Raw genomic sequence first — 19,716 nt, forward strand, 5'->3', positions numbered from 1 at the left:
TGGAGGATGAATGTCGCGCCTGGTGATCCGCAACGTCTCCGTGCTGGTGGTGCCCGAGCAGGGGGAGTGCCGGGTGGATGAAGCGCAGGACATCTACGTCCAGGACGACCGAATCGTCGCGATCGAACCGACGACACCGGCGTCCGTCGCGTCGCCGGCGGGGGCTGCTGTGGCGGGGGACGATGAGGTGGGGGAGGTGATTGATGGGACCGGGTTGTTGGCGGTTCCGGGGTTGGTGAATTCGCATACGCATAGTCCGATGGTGATGATGCGCGGTGCGGCGGAGGATCTGGGGATTGAGGACTGGTTCAATCGGCGGATTTGGCCGATGGAGGTGAATCTGACGGCCGAGCGGGTTCGGGTGGGGGCTCGGTTGGCTTGTGCGGAGATGTTGCTGGCGGGAGTGACCACGTTCGTGGATCACTACTTTCATCCGGAGCAGATCGCCGCAGTGGCGGTCGAGGCCGGGATTCGGGCGGATATCGCGCCGACGTTCTTCTCGTCCGCGGGACAGGAGGCGATCGACGCCGCCGTCGACACGACCCGTCAGCTGACAAGGCTGCACCCGCGGATCACCGCGAGCCTCGGGCCGCATGCGACGTACACGGTGACCGACGACGACCTTCGCCGTACGGCGGACCTCGCGCGCGCCGAGGGGCTGCGGATCCATCTGCACGCCGCCGAGACCGCCGACCAGACGCAGGCCTCGCTCGACAAGCACGGTGTCACGCCGATCCAGGTGCTCGAGCGGACCGGCGTACTCGACGCCGGCGCCCTCATCGCGCACGGCTGCGGGATCCGCCCCGCCGATCTCCCGATCCTCGAGCGGTACGCCGATCGCACCATGGTGGCGAGCTGCCCGAAGGTGTACCTCAAGCTCGCGATGGGCGAAGTCACCCCGATCAAGGGCCTACGATCCGCCGGCGTCGACGTCGGAATCGGCACCGACGGTGCCGCGGTGCACAACACCCTGGACGTGTGGGAAGCGATCCGCATGGTCGCCCTCACCCAGAAGCAGCGCGAGAACGACGCCGAGTGGATGACGCTCTCCGACACCCTCCGCCACGCGACCCGGGGGAGTGCCGCGGCAGCCGGTCTGAAGGGCCGCGTCGGTGCACTCGAGCCCGGGCACCAGGCCGATATCGCGCTCCTCGACCTCTCCGCACCCCACAACCAGCCGCTCCACGACCCCCGCGCCGCCCTCGTGTACTCCGTCCGCGCCTCCGACGTCGTCACAGTCCTCGTCGCCGGCCAGGTCGTCGTACGCAACCGTCAACTCACCACGATGGACCTACCGGAAGTCCTGGCCGAAGCCCAATCCCTGGCCCACACGCTCGTAGACCTCTCCGCAGGAGGCGCAGTCCAGCACTACGCCCCCTGACCTGCACTACGCCCCTCTCAGCTGATGGTGACGATTCGATGGGGTGAGTACGCCGGCGCGTGGTCCGCGTCGCCCGGGAACCACGCCCGGTAGGCGATCTGACCGCGCACCGCCGGCCGGATGCCGAACGCGTACTTGCCCGACGTCGACAGTTTCACCGACGCGATCGACCGCCACACCTTGTTCCCGTACTGCTGCAGATACACCAGCTTCCCCGCATGCGCCGGAGCGACGTACCCACTCAACGCCGTCGTCCCACCCAGCCGGATCGACGACGGCGACAGCGCCGCGGAGATCGTCGGTCGGACCTGCACCGTGACGTCGACCGTCCGCGTCCCCATCAGGTCCGCGTTCCCCGGGAACGTCAGCATGTACACCGACGAGACCAGCGGCTTGTGCGCCACCGACACCGTCCCGGTCGACGACGTCTTCAACGCCGCCAGCAACGAGAACCGCGACGACGTCTTAGGCCGCACGTAGACGTTCACCGGCAACCCGGCGTACGCCTTCCCGTCGATCCGCAACGTGCTCCCGCGCACCGTGATCGACCCGCCGTAGCTCACCAACGTCGACGTCACCGCGATCCCGGACCGCATCCCCAGCAACTGCGTCGTCGCCACCGGACTGAGCTTCCCGCTCCGGTCCTTCACCCAAGCGGCATACGTGTACGTCGTACCCTGCGCCAGCCCGGTGTTCTTCACCGCCGTCCCGGTGCCCGCGTACACCAACGTCCCCGTGCTGAGCGTCGGCGCCCTGCTGCCCACGTTCCGCCGGACGATCACCTGGTCGAGGTCGCTCATCGGCGGCAGCTTCCACGCCAGGTTCGCCGCCAGATACAGCCCGGACGCATCGAGCGACACCGCCCGCGGCGCCACGTCAGCCGTCGAGAACACACTGCTGTACGGCGCCAACGCCGCACCGCCGGCCTCCCGCACACCGTTCACCACGATCCGGTACGGCGTACCGTCGAGCAGTGGCACCGTCGGCGAAATCACCGCCTTCCGGCTCGCCGCGTCGTACGCAACCGTCGCCCCGACCGTCGATCCGGTCTTCCCGTTGACCAGCCGCACTGTCGACGCCGACACGTCGTCGACATCCCGCGCAAAGGTCACCGACGGATGCACCGTCACGGCGGCCGTCGACGACGACCCGGCAGGCTGCACGTCCCGCACCGGATAGTCCGACCCAGGAGTCGCCATCACGAGCGAGCTCGTCGGCTGAATGGACAGCGTGTAGTCCCGGGTGTCCCGCGACCCGTTGTCGTTGCGCACGGCAACATAGAGCACCGGTCCGGTCATCGGGACGTCGAGAGTCGCGGCGAGGAACTCGGGCTCGTGGCAGCCCGTCTCCGGGTCGATCGGCGTGGTCGGGTACGGCTTCACCGCATGCCCCAGGGACCGGAGGTTGCTGTCGTACACGTCCACCCGCGGCGCGAAGTTCGACGCGTAGCTGCAGTGGAACTCCGACCCCTGCGCGATCACCCGGAGCTTGTCTGCCGTCGTGGCCTCGTACCGGTACCAGTCGACCTCGCCCTCGGTACTGATCTTCGTCACCGCGTAGCCCGTCTTCAGCAGCAGCGCCCGCGACGGCTCGTCGTTGCCGTCGGGTGCGTTCGTCGCGAAGTCGGCCGCCCACCGGCCGCCGAGCGCGGCGTACGCGTCCACGATGCCGTAGCCGAAGTACGGGTCGATGCCGCGCGGCCCGGCGTCGCGCGCCAGCACCTTGAGCCGCTGCGCCACCTGCGCGGGCGTGAGCGTCGGCCACTTGTTCTTCACCAGCGCCGCGATCCCGGTGACGACGGGCGCCGAGCAGGAGGTACCAGTGCAGTACCAGTACGGCACGTACTCCGGCGGCGTCAGCGCGCGCGGACCCGTGCTCAGCAGGTTCCAGCCGGGTGCGGCGACGTCCACCCAGTCGCCGTACGAGCTGAAACTGGTCAAGGCGCCGCCCGGATTCGTCGCGGCGACCGCGATCGCCTCCGGGTACGCGGCGGGGTACTGCACGACGTCGCTCCCGTCGTTGCCCGCAGCAACCACGATGACGACGCCCTTCGCGTACGCGCGCTTGACCGCGTCGTGCAGGACCACGTTGTCGCCGGGTCCACCGAGCGACATGTTGATCACCTTGGCGCCGTGGGCCACGGCCCAGTCGATGCCCTCGGCAATGTCCGCGTCGTACCCGCCGCCGTTGGCGTCGAGGACCTTGACCGGCATCGCCTTGACGTTCCACCCGACGCCGGCGACACCGACGCCGTTGTTCGCGCCCGCCGCGATCAGGCCGAGCGTCATGGTGCCGTGCCCGTTGTCGTCGACCGGGTTCGGCCGCGTGCTGGACACCGCGTTGTACCCCGGCACCAGATGGCCGACGAGGTCCGGATGCCCGGCGTCGACGCCGGTGTCGAGTACCGCGACGAGCTGGCTGCCCGTCGACTTCGACACGTCCCACGCCTCGGGCAGGCGGACGGTCGAGTACGACGCCCGCTGATCGCTCGCGTAGTACTCGTCGTTCGGGGTCGCCGAGAGGTGGCGCTTGTAGTTCAGCGAGGCCAGCTCGACCGCCGGATCCGCCTTCACCTTCTTCAGCAGCTCCGGCGCCGGCACGTCGCCCTCGAGCTTCACGACGTTCGCGCCCGCCGTGTCCGCCACCGAAGCACCAGCCCTGGTGACCGCGGACCTACGCGCCGAGGAGGTCGCCTTCGGCTTGAACTTCACCAGCACCGCGTTCGGCTCGTACTCCGCGGCGGCGGAGCGATGCCCGTTGAACTTCGGGTGGTACGGCTTGGGCTGGGCCGCCGTACCGGACGAGCCGGTCAGCACGATCAACGAACCCGCGACCAGCGCCGCGGGCAGGGCCAGCCGGAGCAACTGAGCAGGGCGGAATGACACGGGACCCCCCACTGGGTCAAAGCAGTAGACCAGCGGAGTATCGCAGAGCCCCGAATGCCTGTGCAGACCAGAATGACTGCCACAAGCTGCAACCCAAGCGGGAATTCCTCTGGGAACACCTGACAGCGACGGTCTGACGACTGTCCGTTCGCAAATGTCAAAACTACGTTGGGTAACTCGCACGGTGTGATTCGGTGGCCCTCCGGTGGGGAAACCTGCTGGTGCCCGGGGGTGTTCGTTGCTGTCCGCATGGGCGGGGGAGCGGTGGGTGACACCATCATTTTTCCTCTGGTCGTGGGTACCGCAGACATGACACGATCGGCCACCGAGGCATGACAGGGGACTGGGACGAGTGAGGCTGTATGAACGGGCGGACAGCGCAGGAAAGCCGGATCCCGGCGAACGGGACCGCGGCGGCGAACGGGACCAATGGTCACTCTCCGCAACCAAGTACTCACCTCGACCCACCTGGCGAGTGGCAGTCGGGTCAGCGGATCGGTGAGATCCACCCGGACCAGCCGCGGGAGGCCGCGCCGCCCGAGTGGCTGTCCGAGGTCCGGGACCGGCCGCGGGAGTCGAGCGGTACGACGTTGCGCCAGTTCAACACCCCGGTCCGGGTCGACGAGATCGCGGTGGCCGCGATGACGCTCGCGGAGGACTTGCACGCCGCGACCCAGAACATGCCGGACTCGGTCGAGCTGCGGCGCTTCCGGCGCGACCTCGACCAGGCCGCGACCACGTTCCGCGACCTGGCGAGCAGGCTCGAGGTCACCGCCGGCAAGCTGGTCCGGCTGGCCGCGAACGAGGGCCAGACGTGCGGTGTCGGCTGGGGCGTCTGTCCCGAGCACGGCCTGACGCTGATGAACATCGGCGAGACCATCACCTGCCACGTCCTCGGCTGCGGCCGCGAGAACGTCGGCGACGTCGAACGCTGCGAGCACCCGGTCGCCTACCGCGTCGTGGACGCCGCCGGCCCGTCCCTCCTCACCTGCTCCGGCCACGCCATCGCCTGCCGCCTCTACTTCGACAACCCCGTCATCACCGCCACCGCCGACAGCATGGAACTGTTCTAGGCGATCCGGCACGACGTCAGCTGGTCGTTCGCGTTCGGCGAGAGCGCGACGAAGTTCGGCGTGTCCGCCGTACGCACCCATGACTGGCCGCCGAAGTTGTCCTCGGCGTAGACCGTCACCGTCCACCCGGCCGGGACCCGCACGGACGACGCCCAGTTGTCCGGCACTCCGGCGGCCTGCAGTTGTGCTCGCGTGTAGCTGCCCTTGGCCAGCGCAGCCCCCGCCGCGCCGCCGTAGTCGACGTGCTCGTAGAACACCACGCCAGCGGCTGGTGCGGGCATCGGGATCGTCGGGCGGGTTGGGGTCAGCGGTGTCTGGCGCTTGAACATGCGGCCGCCGTCGTTGGTGAGGCGGAGGTAGTAGTCGGCGGAGCACGCCGTACCGTCCTCGTCGAGTGCGCGGATGCCGGAGCCGGCTGGAACCCACGCGGCGGTCTCGGCCGTCTTGGCGATCTGGTTGCCTTCGTTGAACTCGTCGAACATCGAGATGTAGAGGCCCTGCACCCCCACGCGGGTCAGGTTGTAGAACTGGCGCCACATCAGCTCACCGTGCCGCCGGTGGCCGGACTGCAGATCGCCGGGAATCACGCACGGCTGGTAGTCGATGCCGTGCGCGGTGCAGTCCGCCTGGTCCTGCTGGTTCACGTTGTTGTAGTAATGGTCCGCGCCCGCGAGGTCGCTGATCCGCCCGACCATCCACGGCGACAACATGTCGAACGCGTGGTACACACCCAGATACCCGGGCCGCGAGTCCTCGTTCCCGACCCGCCAGTGCGTCGGCACACCGCCGATCACGTAGCAGCCCTGATCCTTGAACCAGTTCACGACGTCCAGGCAGACGTCCGCGGGCCAAGTCTTGTTCGGTTCGTTGAACCCGAACCCCCAGATGCAGACGACGGGTTTCCCGTTCTGCCGCGCGTACGCCGGTGACGCCGTGTACGCCCGCATCTTCCCGACCCAGTCCGCCTTCATCTCCGACTGCATCGACGTCCAGCCGGTCGCGTCGTACATGATGTAGAACTTCCGGCCGTACTGTTCCGCGGCCTGCCGCACCTTCGCGGCCATCGCGTCCCGGGTCGGTCCTTCGCCGCCCGTCGGGTTGAAGCGCTGCAGCGCGGCCGTGTCGCAGCCGTACTGCTGCATCCACCGGAAGTGCGTGTTCACCGTCTGCTGGTCGTACGACGAGAAGACCTGAGCCGTCTGCCCGTTGCCGAGATTCGGGTACGCCGTCGCGTACGTCGAAGTGAAGTCGCGGACGTCCGGCCAGCTGACGATCGCCGTGTTCGTCGGCGAGGGCGGCTGACTCCAGTTGTGGCTCCAGTGCCACCAGCCGTTGATGGGTGCGCCGTCTCCGGAACAAGCGAACCAGCCTTGATAGCCGACGGTGACCTTGCCGACGACGTCACCCGGCGGGCTGGCCGCGACGGCGAACGAGGACTTGCCGGCCAGCGCGGCCGCGGCGGTGCCGGCGAGGAGGGTACGACGAGAGATCTTCATGGGCGAGCTCCTGAAAAGGGGGCGGGGCAGGAGAAAGCTCCGCGAGCGTACAAAACGCCGACAAAGTCCTGCAAGAACTTGACTGTTGCGAGGTCTTGACGGCCGACCCGCGTGAACTTAGTTTGTTGGCTCAACAGACAAAGTCTGGGAGGGGGTGTCACGATGACGTTGACCGATGGCCGCCGACCGGGAAGCCGGGGTGTTGCCGCCGATCACGTCTCGCTGCGGCGCAACAACCTCTCGGTGGTACTACGGCACGTCCGCGACCTCGGCCCCCGCTCGCGCGCCCGGATCGCCGAGGAGACCGGGCTGAACAAGGCGACCGTGAGCAGCCTGGTCGCCGAACTCGTCGAACGCGGCCTGCTCCGCGAGGGCTCCGCCGACTCCAGCCGCGCCCTCGGCCGCCCCGGGCAGCTCGTCGAGCTCGACGGCACCGGTGTCTGCGGTGTCGGCGCCGAGATCAACGTCGACTACCTCGCTGTCGCCGCGCTCGACCTGGCCGGCGACGTCGTCCTGGAGAAGCGCGTCCCGGTCGACGTCGCGCACCTCGATCCGACGGAGACGCTCGACCGGTTCGCAGACCTCGTCCAAGAAGCAGTCGCCGCTGTCACCGGGCGGCACGGCCAGCCGGCCGGCGTCACCCTCGCGGTTCCGGGTCTCGTCGAGGGCGCGACCGGCGACCTGAAGCTCGCGCCGAACCTCGGCTGGGGCGAGCTGTCGGTGGCCCAGGAGATGCGCCGCCGCCTGGGCGAACCGTCGTACCCCTTGCACGTCGACAACGAGGCGAACCTGGCGGCGCTGGCGGCGTACGCCGAACTGCGGGACGAGTCGGTCCACGACCTGGTGCTGCTGACCGGCGCGGTCGGTGTCGGCGGCGGCGTGGTCACCGGCGGGCACCTGCTGCGCGGCGGCGCCGGGTACAGCGGCGAGGTCGGGCACATGCCGGTCGCGCCGCCCGGGCGGACCTGCGGCTGCGGGCGGACCGGCTGTTGGGAGACGGTTGTCGGACTGACCGCACTGTTGCACAAGGCAACCGATCGCGACGACCCGGTGCGGGACCCGTCGCTGGACGTGGAGCAACGGCTGGCCGGGATCACCCGGCGCGCCGAAGCGGGGGACGAGCGGACGCTGTCCGCGCTGAAGAACGTCGGCACCTGGCTGGGAATAGGGGGAGCGATCCTGGTGAACATCCTGAACCCCGACGTGCTCGTGCTCGGCGGCTACTTCGCCGTCCTCGGGCCGTGGCTGGAAGAACCACTGGAGAAGGCGATCCGCGAGCGCGTGATCGCCCCGGACGGCGGCGGCTGCCGGGTGGTGCGCTCGGAGCTCGGCTTCGCGGCGGCCGTCCGGGGCGGCGCGCAGATCTCGCTCGACCAGGTCTTCGTCGACCCGACCCGGATCGGGGCGACACCATGACCGATCTGCTGAACATGCTCGGGATCGTCAAGGAGTTCCCGGGTGTGCGGGCGCTCGACGGGGTGGACCTCGACGTCCGGGCCGGTGAGGTGCACTGCCTGCTCGGGCAGAACGGCGCCGGCAAGTCGACGCTGATCCGGGTGCTGACCGGCGCGCACCAGCCGGACGCGGGCATGATCCGGATCAACGACGAGCCGGTCCAGCTGAACACCCCGACCGCGGCGATCCAGCGCGGTATCGCCGCGATCTACCAGGAGCTCGACCTGGTCCCGGAGCTGACCGTTGCCGAGAACATCTTTCTCGGCCACGAGCCGGCCCGCTACGGCTTCAGCCGGATCCACGAGGCGAACACCAGGGCGCGCGCGATCCTGCAGGGCCTCGGCCACGCCGAGATCCCGGTGCACCGCACGGTCGGCTCGCTGCCGGCCGCCGGCCAGCAGATCGTCAGCATGGCCCGCGCGCTGTCCCGGGACGCCCGGCTGATCGTGATGGACGAGCCGTCCGCGGTGCTCGACCCGGAGGAGGTCGGCAACCTGTTCCGGGTGATCCGCGGACTGACCGAGCGCGGCGTCGCGGTGATCTACATCTCGCACCGGCTCGAGGAGATCCGCGAGATCGGCGACCGGGTCACCGTGCTCAAGGACGGCGCCACCGTCGCGACCGGCCTGGACGCGCGCGAGACGCCGACCAAGGAACTCATCCAGCTGATGACCGGCCGCTCGATCGAGTACGTCTTCCCGCCGCGCACCGAGATCCCGTCGACCGCGCCGGTCGTGCTCGAGGTCACCGGCCTGAGCCGCCCCGGCGAGTTCGCCGACATCGGGTTCGAGGTCAGGGCCGGCGAGATCCTCGGCTTCGCGGGGCTGGTCGGCTCGGGGCGTTCCGAAGTACTCGAGACCGTGTACGGCGCGCGGCGTGCCGCGACCGGGTCCGTGCGTGTCGACGGTGCGGTACTGCGTCCCGGCCGGGTACAGGCCGCGGTGAAGGCCGGGGTCGGGCTCGCGCCGGAGGAACGCAAGAGCCAGGCGCTGCTGCTCGACGAGGCGGTGTTCAAGAACATCACCGTGTCGACGCTGGGGCGGTTCGCGAGCACGGGGTTCCTGAACAACCACGCCGAGCGGGAGGCCGCGAGGAAGCTGGCCCAGGCGCTGGACGTGCGTCCGCCGGGTGTGGACCACCCGGTGCGCAACTTGTCCGGCGGCAACCAGCAGAAGGTCGTGCTCGCCCGATGGCTGCTGCGGGAGTGCCGCGTGCTGCTGCTGGACGAGCCGACGCGCGGTGTCGACGTCGGTGCGCGCTCGGAGATCTACGCGCTGATCAGGCAGCTGGCGTCCAACGGGGTGGCGATCGTGCTGGTCTCCAGCGAGGTCGAGGAAGTGCTCGGTCTGTCCGACCGGGTCGTCGTACTGCGGGAGGGGCGTGCCGTCCACACGGGGCCCGCGCAAGACATCGACGAGCACCAGGTCCTCGACCTGGTGATGGAAGGAAGTGCCGTGTGATGAGTGAGGCCACCAATGACGATTGAGGATGGCACGACATCGTCGACACAGGAAACAGTGACGCCGCCCGCCGCCCAACGCTCCACCGACCTGCTGCACACCGGCTTCGGCCGCAACCTCGGGCTCGTGGTCGCGCTGGTGCTGCTCTGCGTCGTCGGCGCGATCACCGCGGGGGACACGTTCGTGACCGGTGCGAACGTACTGACGATCCTGCGGCTCGCGGCGGTCATCGGGGTGGTCAGCGTCGGGATGACGTTCGTGATCACCGGCGGCGGGATCGACCTGAGCGTCGGCGCGATGGTCGCGCTGGCGTCGGTGTGGGCGACCACGCTGGCGACCCAGCAACTGGCCACCGACTACCACTGGATCTTCATGGTCAGCACGGCGCTCCTGGTGGGCGCGGCGTGCGGCCTGGTCAACGGCCTGCTGGTTGCCTACGGCAAGGTCGTGCCGTTCATCGCGACGCTCGCGATGCTGGCGGCGGCCCGCGGCCTGGCCGAGATCCTGTCCGACCGGAAGACCCAGATCATCTCGGTGAACTCGTTCGTCGACTTCTTCGGCGGCTCGCTGATCGGCGTCCCGGTGCTGGTCTGGATCTTCGTGCTGGTCGCCGCGGCCGGCTGGGTGGTGCTGAACCGGACCACCTTCGGCCGCCGTACCTTCGCCGTCGGCGGGAACGCCGAGGCCGCCCGCCTGGCGGGTATCAAGGTCCAGCGTCACACGGTGGCGCTGTACGTCCTGGCCGGACTCTGCTGCGGGATCGCCGCGGTGATGCTGATGGCGCGGACGACCACGGGGAGCTCCACCCACGGTCAGTTGTACGAACTCGACGCGATCGCGGCGGTGGTGATCGGCGGCACGCTGCTGTCCGGTGGCCGCGGCACGATCGTCGGCACCGTGTTCGGCGTACTGATCTTCACGACGTTGAACAACGTCTTCACGCTCAACAACCTGAGCATCTCGGCCCAGTCGGTGGCGAAGGGCGCGATCATCGTGATCGCCGTCCTCCTCCAGCAACGGCTGGCGCGCCGCGGTACCGGCTCCTAGAAGGAGGACAACGATGTCCCGACGTTCCGCCCGAACCCTCGTGCTCGCGGGGCTGAGTGTGGTCGCACTCGCCGCCTGCACGAGCAACACCCCGAAGGCCGAGGAGGAGAAGTCCGGCAGCGCGCCGGCCGGCCCGGCCGCGGTCAAGAACGACGAACCCGGCCAGAAGGTCAAGATCGGGTTCTCGGCCCCCGCCGCCGACCACGGCTGGATGGGTGCGATCACCAAGGCCACCCAGGCCGAGGCGAAGAAGTACTCCGACGTCGAGCTGATCGTCGCCGAGGGCACCAACGACGTGAACCTGCAGATCAGCCAGGTCGAGACGTTCATCAACCAGAAGGTCGACGCGATCGTCCTGCTGCCGTTCGACGGGGCCGCGCTCACCCCGGTCGCGACGAAGGCGATGGAGGCCGGGATCACGGTGGTGAACGTCGACCGCGAGTTCGACAGCCCGTTCGCCGCCCGGACCACGATCCTCGGCGACAACCACGGCATGGGCGTGTCGGCCGGCACGTACGTCTGCCAGCAGCTGAAGGACAAGAAGGACGCGGTGGTCGCGGAGATCGCCGGGATCGACTCGCTGCCGTTGACTCAGGACCGCAGCCGGGGATTCAAGGAGGCGCTCGCCGACTGCGGCCTGAAGGTCAGCAACCGGGTGGCCGCCGAGTTCACCGTGGAGTCCGGCGAGAAGGCCGCCGCGAACCTGCTCCAGGCCGCGCCGAAGATCGACGCGATCTGGAACCACGACGACGACCAGGGCGTCGGCGTGATGGCCGCGATCAAGAACTCCGGCCGCAAGGAGTTCTTCGTGGTCGGCGGCGCCGGCTCGGCGAACGTGATGCGGGACATCAAGTCCGGCAACTCGTTGCTCAAGGCCACCGTCATCTACCCGTCCACGCAGGGCGCCGACGGCGTCCGGCTGGCTCGGCTGCTGGTGCAGAAGAAGGCCCTCGGCGACCTGGTGGAGGTCGAGGTGCCGCGCACGGTGCAGCTGTACGCGCCGGTGGTCACCAAGGACAACGTGGACCAGTACCTGCCCACAGCATTCGAGAGCTAAGAGGAGAGCTATGACGAACCTGGGCATCGGCCTGATCGGCTACGCGTTCATGGGAGCGGCCCATTCGCAGGCCTGGCGGAGCGCGCCGCGCTTCTTCGACCTGCCGCTGGACCCGGCGATGAACGTACTGTGCGGCCGCAACGCCGAGGCCGTCCAGGCGGCCGCCACGAAACTCGGCTGGAAGGACACCGAGACCGACTGGCGCAAGCTGCTCGGCCGCGACGACGTCCAGCTGGTCGACGTGTGCACGCCGGGGGACAGCCACGCCGAGATCGCGATCGCAGCCCTGGAGGCCGGCAAGCACGTGCTGTGCGAGAAGCCGCTGGCCAACACCGTCGAGGAGGCCGAGGCGATGACCGCCGCGGCGGAGGCGGCGAAGGCCAGGGGGATCAGGTCGATGGTCGGGTTCACCTACCGCCGGGTGCCGGCGATCGCGCTGGCGCGCCAGCTGGTCGCCGAAGGCAAGCTCGGCACCATCCGGCACGTCCGGGCGCAGTACCTGCAGGACTGGATCGCCGATCCGGAGGCGCCGCTGTCATGGCGGCTCGACAAGGAGAAGGCCGGATCCGGCGCCCTCGGCGACATCGGCGCACACATCATCGACCTGACGCAGTACATCACCGGCGACACGATCGGCGAGGTCAGCGCCCGGCTCGAGACGTTCGTGAAGGAGCGCCCGGTCGCCGCGGAGCACTCGGGTCTGGCCGGTACGGCGGGGACCGAGCGCGGGCCGGTGACGGTCGACGACGCGGCCGTCTTCCTCGCCACGTTCCGCTCCGGCGCGCTGGGCGTCTTCGAGGCGACCCGGTTCGCGACCGGCCGGAAGAACGGCATCCGCATCGAGATCAACGGAAGCCTCGGCAGTCTGGCGTTCGACTTCGAGGACATGAATCTCCTGCACTTCTACGACGCCACCGAGGACTCGAGGACGGCCGGCTTCCGGCGCGTCCTCGCCACCGAACCCGTGCACCCGTACGTCGCCGCGTGGTGGCCGCCGGGTCACCTGCTCGGCTACGAGCACGGGTTCACCCATCAGGTCGTCGACCTGGTCACCGCGATCGCCGAAGACGCCGATCCGGAACCGTCGTTCGCCGACGGGCTGCGGGTCCAGCGGGTGCTGGCCGCGGTCGAGGCCAGTGCGGCATCCCGACAATGGCAGGAGATTCCTGAATGAACGACTACACCCCGACGAAGGACGACAAGTTCTCGTTCGGTCTCTGGACCGTCGGCTGGGAAGGCGTCGACGTCTTCGGTACGGCGGTACGCCCGGCGATGGACCCGGTGCACGCTGTCGAGAAGCTCGCCGAGCTCGGCGCCGCCGCGGTCACGTTCCACGACGACGACGTCGTCCCGGACGACTCGACCCGCGACCAGGTGCTGGAGCGGTTCACGAAGGCGCTGGCCGACACCGGCCTGCGCGTCGAGATGATGACCACGAACCTGTTCGCGCACCCGGTCTTCAAGGACGGCGGCCTGACGGCCAACGACCGCCAGGTACGGCGGTACGCGCTGGCCAAGGTGCTGCGGAACGTCGACCTGGCCGCCGAGCTGGGCGCGACGACGTACGTGCTGTGGGGCGGCCGGGAGGGCGCCGAGTCCGGCGGCGCGAAGGACGTGCGGGCGGCCCTCGACCGGTACAAGGAGTCGCTGGACATCCTGTGCGCGTACGTCCGCGAGCAGGGCTACGACATCCGGTTCGCGCTCGAGCCGAAGCCGAACGAGCCGCGCGGCGACATCCTGCTGCCGTCGATCGGGCACGCGATCGCCTTCATCAACGATCTCGCCGACCCCGACCTGGTCGGGATCAACCCCGAGGTCGGGCACGAGGAGATGGCCGGGCTGAACTACGCGCACGGCATCGCGCAGGCGCTGTGGCACGGGAAGCTGTACCACATCGACCTCAACGGGCAGCACGGTCCGCGGTTCGACCAGGACCTGCGGTTCGGCGCCGGGAACCTGCGCGGGGCGTTCTGGACCGTCGACGTCCTGCAGGGCTCCGGGAGCTACCCGGCGTACGACGGCCACATCCACTTCGACTACAAGCCGCCGCGCACCGAGGACGAGGAAGGCGTCTGGGAGACCGCGCGGGCCTGTATGCGCAACTACCTGATCCTGCGGGAGAAGGTGCGGGCGTTCCGCGCCGACCCCGAGGTCGCGGAGGCACTGGCCGCCGCACGTGTCGCGGAGATGTCCGAACCCACCCTGGCCGAGGGTGAGTCGCTGGCCGATCTTCGCAACGCGACGTACGACCGGGACGCGCTGGCCGAGCGCGGTCTCGGGTTCGAACGGCTGGACCAGCTGGCGATGGAGCACCTGCTCGGCGTCCGTTGATGTAGCCGGTAGTACTCCCGCGCAGGGCAGAGCACGGGATTTGTAGTTGATGGAGCGCGCAAACCTTGTCCGTCCATGAGGAGCTCCGCATGATCCAGCTACGCAGGCACGGCACCTTGATCTGTGTTCTCGTGCTCGCCCTGTTCGCGGCGTTGCTGACCCCGTTGCCGGCCCGGGCCCACCCGGGCCACGGCGACGAGACCTTCAACGCCCTGATCTTCAGCAAGACCGCCGGTTTCCGGCACGACTCGATCCCGGCCGGCATCCAGGCGGTCAAGGACCTGGCCGGCGAGAGCGGCTTCACGGTCACCGCGACCGAGGACGCCGCGATGTTCAACGACACCGAGCTGGCGAAGTACGAGGTCGTCATTTGGCTTTCCACGACTGGTGACGTGCTGAACGCCGAACAGCAGGCCGCGTTCGAGCGGTACATCCGGGCCGGCGGCGGGTACGCCGGGATCCACGCCGCCTCGGACACGGAGTACGACTGGCCCTGGTACGGGCAGCTCGTCGGCAGCTACTTCGACAGTCACCCGCCCGGTACGCCGACCGCGACGGTGAAGGTGGAGGACCACGCGCACCCGTCGACGGCCGAGGTTCCGACGCGCTGGCAGCGCACCGACGAGTGGTACAACTACCGGACCAACCCGCGCGGCACCGTGCACGTGCTGGCGTCGCTCGACGAGTCGACGTACACCGGCGGGAACATGGGCCCGGAGCACCCGATCACGTGGTGCCAGGACTACGACGGCGGCCGCGCCTGGTACACGGGCATGGGCCACACGATCGAGTCGTACGCCGATCCGGCGTTCCGCAAGGTGCTGCTCGGCGGCATCCGGACCGCGGCCGGTGTGCAGCCGGCGGACTGCGGCGCGTCGCTCAGCGACAGCTACCAGAAGGTGACGCTGGACGACGACACGTCGAACCCGATGGAACTGGCCGTGGCTCAGGACGGCCGGGTCTTCTACATCGACCGGAACGGCGCGGTGAAGATCGTCAAGCCGGACGGCTCGGTCGTCACTGCCGGGACGCTCGACGTCTACACCGGCCAGGAGTTCGGGCTGCTCGGGATCGCCCTGGATCCGGCGTTTTCCGAAAACGGTTTCCTCTACCTGTACTACTCGCCGGTGAGCACGGAACCGTTCGACCGGGTCTCGCGATTCAAGGTGACTGGTGACACCCTTGACGTCGCGAGCGAGAAGCAGGTGCTGCGGATCGACACGCAACGTGACCAGTGCTGCCACGCGGGCGGCGCGCTCGAGTTCGACGGCAACGGGAACCTCTTCATTGCCACCGGCGATAACAGCAACCCGTTCGACTCCGACGGCTACTCGCCGATCGACGAACGGTCCGGGCGGGCCGCGTGGGACGCGCAGCGCAGCTCGGCGAACAGCAACAACCTGAACGGCAAGGTGCTGCGCATCCACCCGGAGCCCGACGGCAGCTACACGATTCCGGCCGGCAACCTGTTCCCGGCGGGAACGGCGAAGACCCGGCCGGAAATCTTCGCGATGGGTTTCCGGAACCCGTTCCGGATCGGCATCGACCCGACCACGAACCACCTCCTGGTCGCCGACTACGGCCCGGACGCCGGCGCGGTGTCGCCGACCCGCGGGCCGGACGGCCGCGTGGAGTGGAACATCCTGTCCCAGCCGGGCTTCTACGGCTGGCCGTACTGCGTCGGCGCGAACACGCCGTACAACGACCACAACTTCGCCACCGGCACCTCGGGCGCCGTCTTCAACTGCGCCGCGCCCGTCAACGAGTCGCCGAACAACACCGGGCTGACGCAGCTGCCGGCCGCGATCCCGGCAGCCATGTGGCAGGGCAAGTCCACGACCGGCGTACCGGAGATCGGCGGCAGCGGCGCGCCGATGACGAGCGGCGCGTACCGGTTCGACGCGGCGAACCCGTCGGACCGGAAGTGGCCGCAGTACTTCGACGGCAAGGCGGTGTGGGCCGACTGGAACGACAGCCGGCTGTTCTCCGTGCAGCTGAACGACGAGCGGACCGGCGTCGCCGACGTGTCGCGGATGCTGCAGAAGCTGAACTTCACCCGCCCGCACGCGCTGCAGTTCGGCCCGGACGGCGCGCTGTACGTGATCGAGTGGGGGAGCGGGTTCGGCGGGAACAACGCGGACTCCGGCATCTACCGGATCGACTACGTGCAAGGTAACCGGGCGCCGATCGCGCAGGTCACGACCGACAAGACGTCCGGCCCGGTGCCGCTGACGGTCGCGTTCGACTCGACCGGGTCGCGGGATCCGGACGGGCAACCGGTGATGCTCGCGTGGGACTTCGACGGCAACGGTACGACGGACAGCACCGAGGCGAAACCGTCGTACACCTACACCACCGCCGGCGTGTTCACGGCGCGGTTGACCGTGAGCGATCCGGACGGCCGGACGGCCGTGTCGAACCGGACGATCACCGCCGGGAACACCGCGCCGACGATCACCGTCGAGGCGCCCGTCGACGGCGGGTTCTTCGACTTCGGCGACACGATCCGCTACAAGGTGACGGTCACCGACCCCGAGGACGGCACCGTCGACTGCAACGACGTGGTGACGCAGCCGGCCCTCGGGCACGACGAGCACTCGCACGGTTATGAGCTGTACCAAGGGTGCGAGGGGACGTTCCCGCTGCCCGGCGACCAGGGACATGTCGGTGCGAACATCTTCGGCACCGTCACCGTGACGTACACCGACAAGGGTGCGCCGGGGACCGGCCGGATCACCACGCAGAAGGTGATCCAGCTGCAGCCGAAGACGCGCGAGGCCGAGTACTTCGACGAGACCGGCGGGCCCGGCTCCGCGCCCGGCGTCCAGGTCGAGGACACCGGTGACACCGCCGGCGGCGGCAAGAACATCGGCTGGATCGAGGACGGCGACTGGTGGGGCTGGAAGCCGACGAACTTGACGAACATCGACCAGCTCCAGCTGCGCGCGGCCTCGCCCGACGCCGGCGCGACGGTGCAGGTCCGGCAGGGCTCGCCGACCGCCGGGCCGGTGGTCGCGACGATCCAGGTATCGCCGACGGGTGGCTGGCAGACGTACGGCGACTTCACCGGCACGGTCAGCGGCGCGGCCCTGACCAGCGGGCCGCTGTACTTCGTGAAGACGACCGGCCAGCTGAACGTCAACTGGGTCAAGTTCATCGGCAAGGGCGTGACGGAGAACCAACGCCCGTCCGTGACGGTCACGGCATCGGCGACCCAGGGCAAGGCGCCGCTGACAGTCGACTTCACCGCCGCCGCGACCGACGCCGAGGGCGACCTGCCACTCACCTACGCCTGGACCTTCGGCGACGGCGGGACGGCCACCGGACCGAACGCGACCCACACCTTCACGGTTCCGGGCAAACACACCGTGACGGCGACGGTCACCGATTCGCGAGGGGCAGCAGGAACAGCGAAGGTCGACGTGACGGTCGACTCACCCTCGGCGCCAACCTGTCTGACCGGCCGCTCGGACGGCTTCGACGGCACCGCCCTCGACACCGCCCGCTGGTCGGCAGTTGTCCGAGGCAACCAAGAGCTGTCGGTCGGGAACGGCGCGTTGTCGATCCCCCTGACGGCGACCGACATCTACGGCACCGGCAACACCAACACGCCGAACCTCGTCCTCCAGCCGCTCCCCGCGGGCGCCTGGTCGGCGACGGCGAAGGTGACGTTGCCGGCGCGGCTCGCCTACCAGCAGGCCGGGCTGATCGTGTACGGCGACGACGACAACTACGCCAAGATGGTGCTCCAGGGCCGGTCCACCGGCGCCCCGTCGGCGGCCGACCGGATCTTCCAGTTCATCCGCGAGGAGAACGGCGCACCGAACGAGGTCGCCGCCTCCAACACGGCCAACCTCGGCGCCGCCTACCCGGACACCGTCTGGGTGCGGTTCACCTCCGACGGCGCGAACCTGAAGGCGGCCTACAGCCCCGACGGCGCGACGTTCACCGAGATGCCGGAGACGAAGCAGCTCGCCGGGATCACGAACCCGCGGATCGGCCTCTTCGGGCTGACCAACCGCACCGAGGCGCTGCCGATCACGGCGGCGTTCGACTACTTCTCGATCACGCCGGACGACACGGTCGAGCAGCCGGCACCGGACGACGAGTTCGCCGGTACGACGCTCGACGCCTGCCGCTGGACGGACGTCGTACGGCCCGATCCGGCCGCGTACCGGGTGCGCGACGGCGGGCTGGAGATCGACACCAGCAAGGGCGACATCTACGGCGGTACTGCGACCAACCCGCGGAACCTGATGCTGCAGCCGGCGCCGGACGGGGACTGGACGATCGAGACGAAGGTGGACGCGTCGTCGTTCAACGAGGCGTACCAGCAGGCGGGCCTGATGGTGTACGCCGACGACGCGAACTACGTGAAGCTCGACTACCTGACCACGAACGCGGCAGGCAGCGCGGTCACCCGCGGGATCGAGCTGCGCAGCGAGCAGGCCAACGTGGTCCAGTCCCCGCAACCGAACGCCCCGTCACCGACGCACGGTGTGTGGTACCTCCGGCTGTCGAAGTCGGACGCGACCTTCACCGGGTCGTACAGCTCGGACGGACTGACCTGGACCGCGCTCGCGCCGGTGACGAACACGGCGCTCAGCTCGGCGAAGTTCGGTGTGTACGCGTTCGGAGTCGACCAGACCGCGTCGAAGACCGCGAAGTTCGACTACTTCCGGCGGGTGACCGACACGACGGCTCCTACTGTCACCGTCGGGCTGAATCCGTCGACCCCGTCCGGGCAAGCAGGTTGGTGGACGGGGCCGGTGACGGCGACCGCAATGGGTACGGACAATCAGCCGGGTCAGGTGTACCTGGAGCAGAAGCTCGGTGACGGCAACTGGTCCGAATACACCGCACCCGTGGTCCTGAGTGCCGACGGCACCCACACGTTGGCGGTCCGGGGGAGCGACACCGCGGGCAACGTGTCGGAGCCTTCGTCCGTCACGGTGAAGATCGACCGGACGGCGCCCACGGCAACGATCAGTGGGCTTGCTCCCGGTGGGTCGTTGGGTGTCGCGTCCACTGTGCAGGTGAAGGCGGCGGTGGCGGACGCCCTGTCCGGACCTGACCAGGTCACACTCGCTGTCGACGGCAAGCCGATGCCGGACGGTGCCGTCTTGGACGGCGTCCTGCTCGGGCTCGGGGCGCATACGTTGACTGCTACGGCGACCGACGTCGCGGGCAACACCTCGGTGACCACAGTGCCGTTCACGGTGGTCGCGTCGTACGCCGAAGCAGTGAAACTGGTCGACCGGTACCGGGCGGCCGGAAAGGTGCCGCTGGCAACGGCCACCGTGCTGAAGGCGCACCTGAAGACTGCTGAACGGGCGGCGAGCCGGCAGCAGACGGTGGCGGCGACGGTCGCGCTCAACCTGTACCTGGCGACCGCGCGGACGGTGGCCGACGTACCGGCGCGGACCTTGCTGACCGCCGTCGGGCAGGACCTGAAGGCGCGGCTCGGCTGATGACGTCGCCGTGGGCACTCGCCGCCGTACACCTGCCGCCGCCCCGGCCGGTTCGGCCCC

Annotated in this window: 11 protein-coding genes; 9 read left to right on the top strand and 2 right to left on the bottom strand. The window is 69.2% G+C overall.

The window, feature by feature from the left end; genetic code table 11:
- Nucleotides 1-10: 10 nt before the first annotated feature.
- On the top strand, nucleotides 11-1,381 hold the full coding sequence (locus ABN611_RS28490; protein ID WP_350275318.1) for an amidohydrolase: 1,371 nt from the start codon (nucleotides 11-13) through the stop codon (nucleotides 1,379-1,381).
- A 17-nt stretch (nucleotides 1,382-1,398) separates the two neighbouring features.
- On the opposite strand, the gene ABN611_RS28495 is transcribed toward ABN611_RS28490, so the two are convergent.
- Nucleotides 1,399-4,266, bottom strand: coding sequence for a S8 family serine peptidase (locus ABN611_RS28495; RefSeq protein ID WP_350275319.1), 2,868 nt, complete (start codon nucleotides 4,264-4,266; stop codon nucleotides 1,399-1,401).
- Nucleotides 4,267-4,628: 362 nt separating this feature from the next.
- On the opposite strand from ABN611_RS28495, the gene ABN611_RS28500 reads away from it, so the two are divergent.
- Nucleotides 4,629-5,339, top strand: coding sequence for a hypothetical protein (locus ABN611_RS28500; RefSeq protein ID WP_350275320.1), 711 nt, complete (start codon nucleotides 4,629-4,631; stop codon nucleotides 5,337-5,339).
- Here ABN611_RS28500 and ABN611_RS28505 read toward each other — a convergent pair.
- Nucleotides 5,336-6,835 (bottom strand): lectin, encoded by a 1,500-nt coding sequence (locus ABN611_RS28505; RefSeq protein WP_350275321.1) that lies wholly within the window; start codon nucleotides 6,833-6,835, stop codon nucleotides 5,336-5,338. The two genes, ABN611_RS28500 and ABN611_RS28505, sit on opposite strands and share 4 nt — an antisense overlap.
- 162 nt (nucleotides 6,836-6,997) lie before the next feature.
- Here ABN611_RS28505 and ABN611_RS28510 point away from each other — a divergent pair, with 162 nt between their 5' ends.
- The 7 genes from ABN611_RS28510 (at nucleotide 6,998) to ABN611_RS28540 (ending at nucleotide 19,656) form a co-directional block, all read left to right on the top strand.
- Nucleotides 6,998-8,251, top strand: a complete 1,254-nt coding sequence (locus ABN611_RS28510) for an ROK family transcriptional regulator (RefSeq protein ID WP_350275322.1) — start codon at nucleotides 6,998-7,000, stop codon at nucleotides 8,249-8,251.
- On the top strand, nucleotides 8,248-9,750 hold the full coding sequence (locus ABN611_RS28515) for a sugar ABC transporter ATP-binding protein (protein WP_350275323.1): 1,503 nt from the start codon (nucleotides 8,248-8,250) through the stop codon (nucleotides 9,748-9,750). The genes ABN611_RS28510 and ABN611_RS28515 overlap by 4 nt, the downstream gene beginning before the upstream one ends.
- 15 nt (nucleotides 9,751-9,765) lie before the next feature.
- Nucleotides 9,766-10,797, top strand: a complete 1,032-nt coding sequence (locus ABN611_RS28520; RefSeq protein ID WP_350275324.1) for an ABC transporter permease — start codon at nucleotides 9,766-9,768, stop codon at nucleotides 10,795-10,797.
- A gap of 13 nt (nucleotides 10,798-10,810) precedes the next feature.
- On the top strand, nucleotides 10,811-11,854 hold the full coding sequence (locus ABN611_RS28525) for a substrate-binding domain-containing protein (RefSeq protein ID WP_350275325.1): 1,044 nt from the start codon (nucleotides 10,811-10,813) through the stop codon (nucleotides 11,852-11,854).
- A 10-nt stretch (nucleotides 11,855-11,864) separates the two neighbouring features.
- Nucleotides 11,865-13,028: a Gfo/Idh/MocA family oxidoreductase gene (locus ABN611_RS28530; RefSeq protein WP_350275326.1), complete on the top strand. Its 1,164-nt coding sequence runs from the start codon at nucleotides 11,865-11,867 to the stop codon at nucleotides 13,026-13,028.
- Nucleotides 13,025-14,185: a xylose isomerase gene (gene xylA, locus ABN611_RS28535; protein WP_350275327.1), complete on the top strand. Its 1,161-nt coding sequence runs from the start codon at nucleotides 13,025-13,027 to the stop codon at nucleotides 14,183-14,185. Before ABN611_RS28530 ends, xylA begins: the two co-directional genes overlap by 4 nt.
- An 89-nt stretch (nucleotides 14,186-14,274) precedes the next feature.
- Nucleotides 14,275-19,656 carry a ThuA domain-containing protein gene (locus ABN611_RS28540; protein ID WP_350275328.1) on the top strand — a complete coding sequence of 1,794 codons (5,382 nt, stop codon included), beginning with the start codon at nucleotides 14,275-14,277 and terminating at the stop codon, nucleotides 19,654-19,656.
- Nucleotides 19,657-19,716 lie beyond the last annotated feature (60 nt).

This window comes from Kribbella sp. HUAS MG21, from assembly GCF_040254265.1.
GTDB lineage: Bacteria > Actinomycetota > Actinomycetes > Propionibacteriales > Kribbellaceae > Kribbella.

Excerpts from the sequence above, each read along its gene's own strand:
- ABN611_RS28510 (WP_350275322.1), top strand. The coding sequence starts at position 6,998 with ATGACGTTGACCGATGGCCGCCGACCGGGAAGCCGGGGTGTTGCCGCC.
- ABN611_RS28525 (WP_350275325.1), top strand. The coding sequence starts at position 10,811 with ATGTCCCGACGTTCCGCCCGAACCCTCGTGCTCGCGGGGCTGAGTGTG.
- ABN611_RS28530 (WP_350275326.1), top strand. The coding sequence starts at position 11,865 with ATGACGAACCTGGGCATCGGCCTGATCGGCTACGCGTTCATGGGAGCG.
- ABN611_RS28515 (WP_350275323.1), top strand. The coding sequence starts at position 8,248 with ATGACCGATCTGCTGAACATGCTCGGGATCGTCAAGGAGTTCCCGGGT.
- ABN611_RS28500 (WP_350275320.1), top strand. The coding sequence starts at position 4,629 with ATGAACGGGCGGACAGCGCAGGAAAGCCGGATCCCGGCGAACGGGACC.
- ABN611_RS28520 (WP_350275324.1), top strand. The coding sequence starts at position 9,766 with ATGACGATTGAGGATGGCACGACATCGTCGACACAGGAAACAGTGACG.
- ABN611_RS28490 (WP_350275318.1), top strand. The coding sequence starts at position 11 with ATGTCGCGCCTGGTGATCCGCAACGTCTCCGTGCTGGTGGTGCCCGAG.
- ABN611_RS28540 (WP_350275328.1), top strand. The coding sequence starts at position 14,275 with ATGATCCAGCTACGCAGGCACGGCACCTTGATCTGTGTTCTCGTGCTC.
- ABN611_RS28505 (WP_350275321.1), bottom strand. The coding sequence starts at position 6,835 with ATGAAGATCTCTCGTCGTACCCTCCTCGCCGGCACCGCCGCGGCCGCG.
- xylA (WP_350275327.1), top strand. The coding sequence starts at position 13,025 with ATGAACGACTACACCCCGACGAAGGACGACAAGTTCTCGTTCGGTCTC.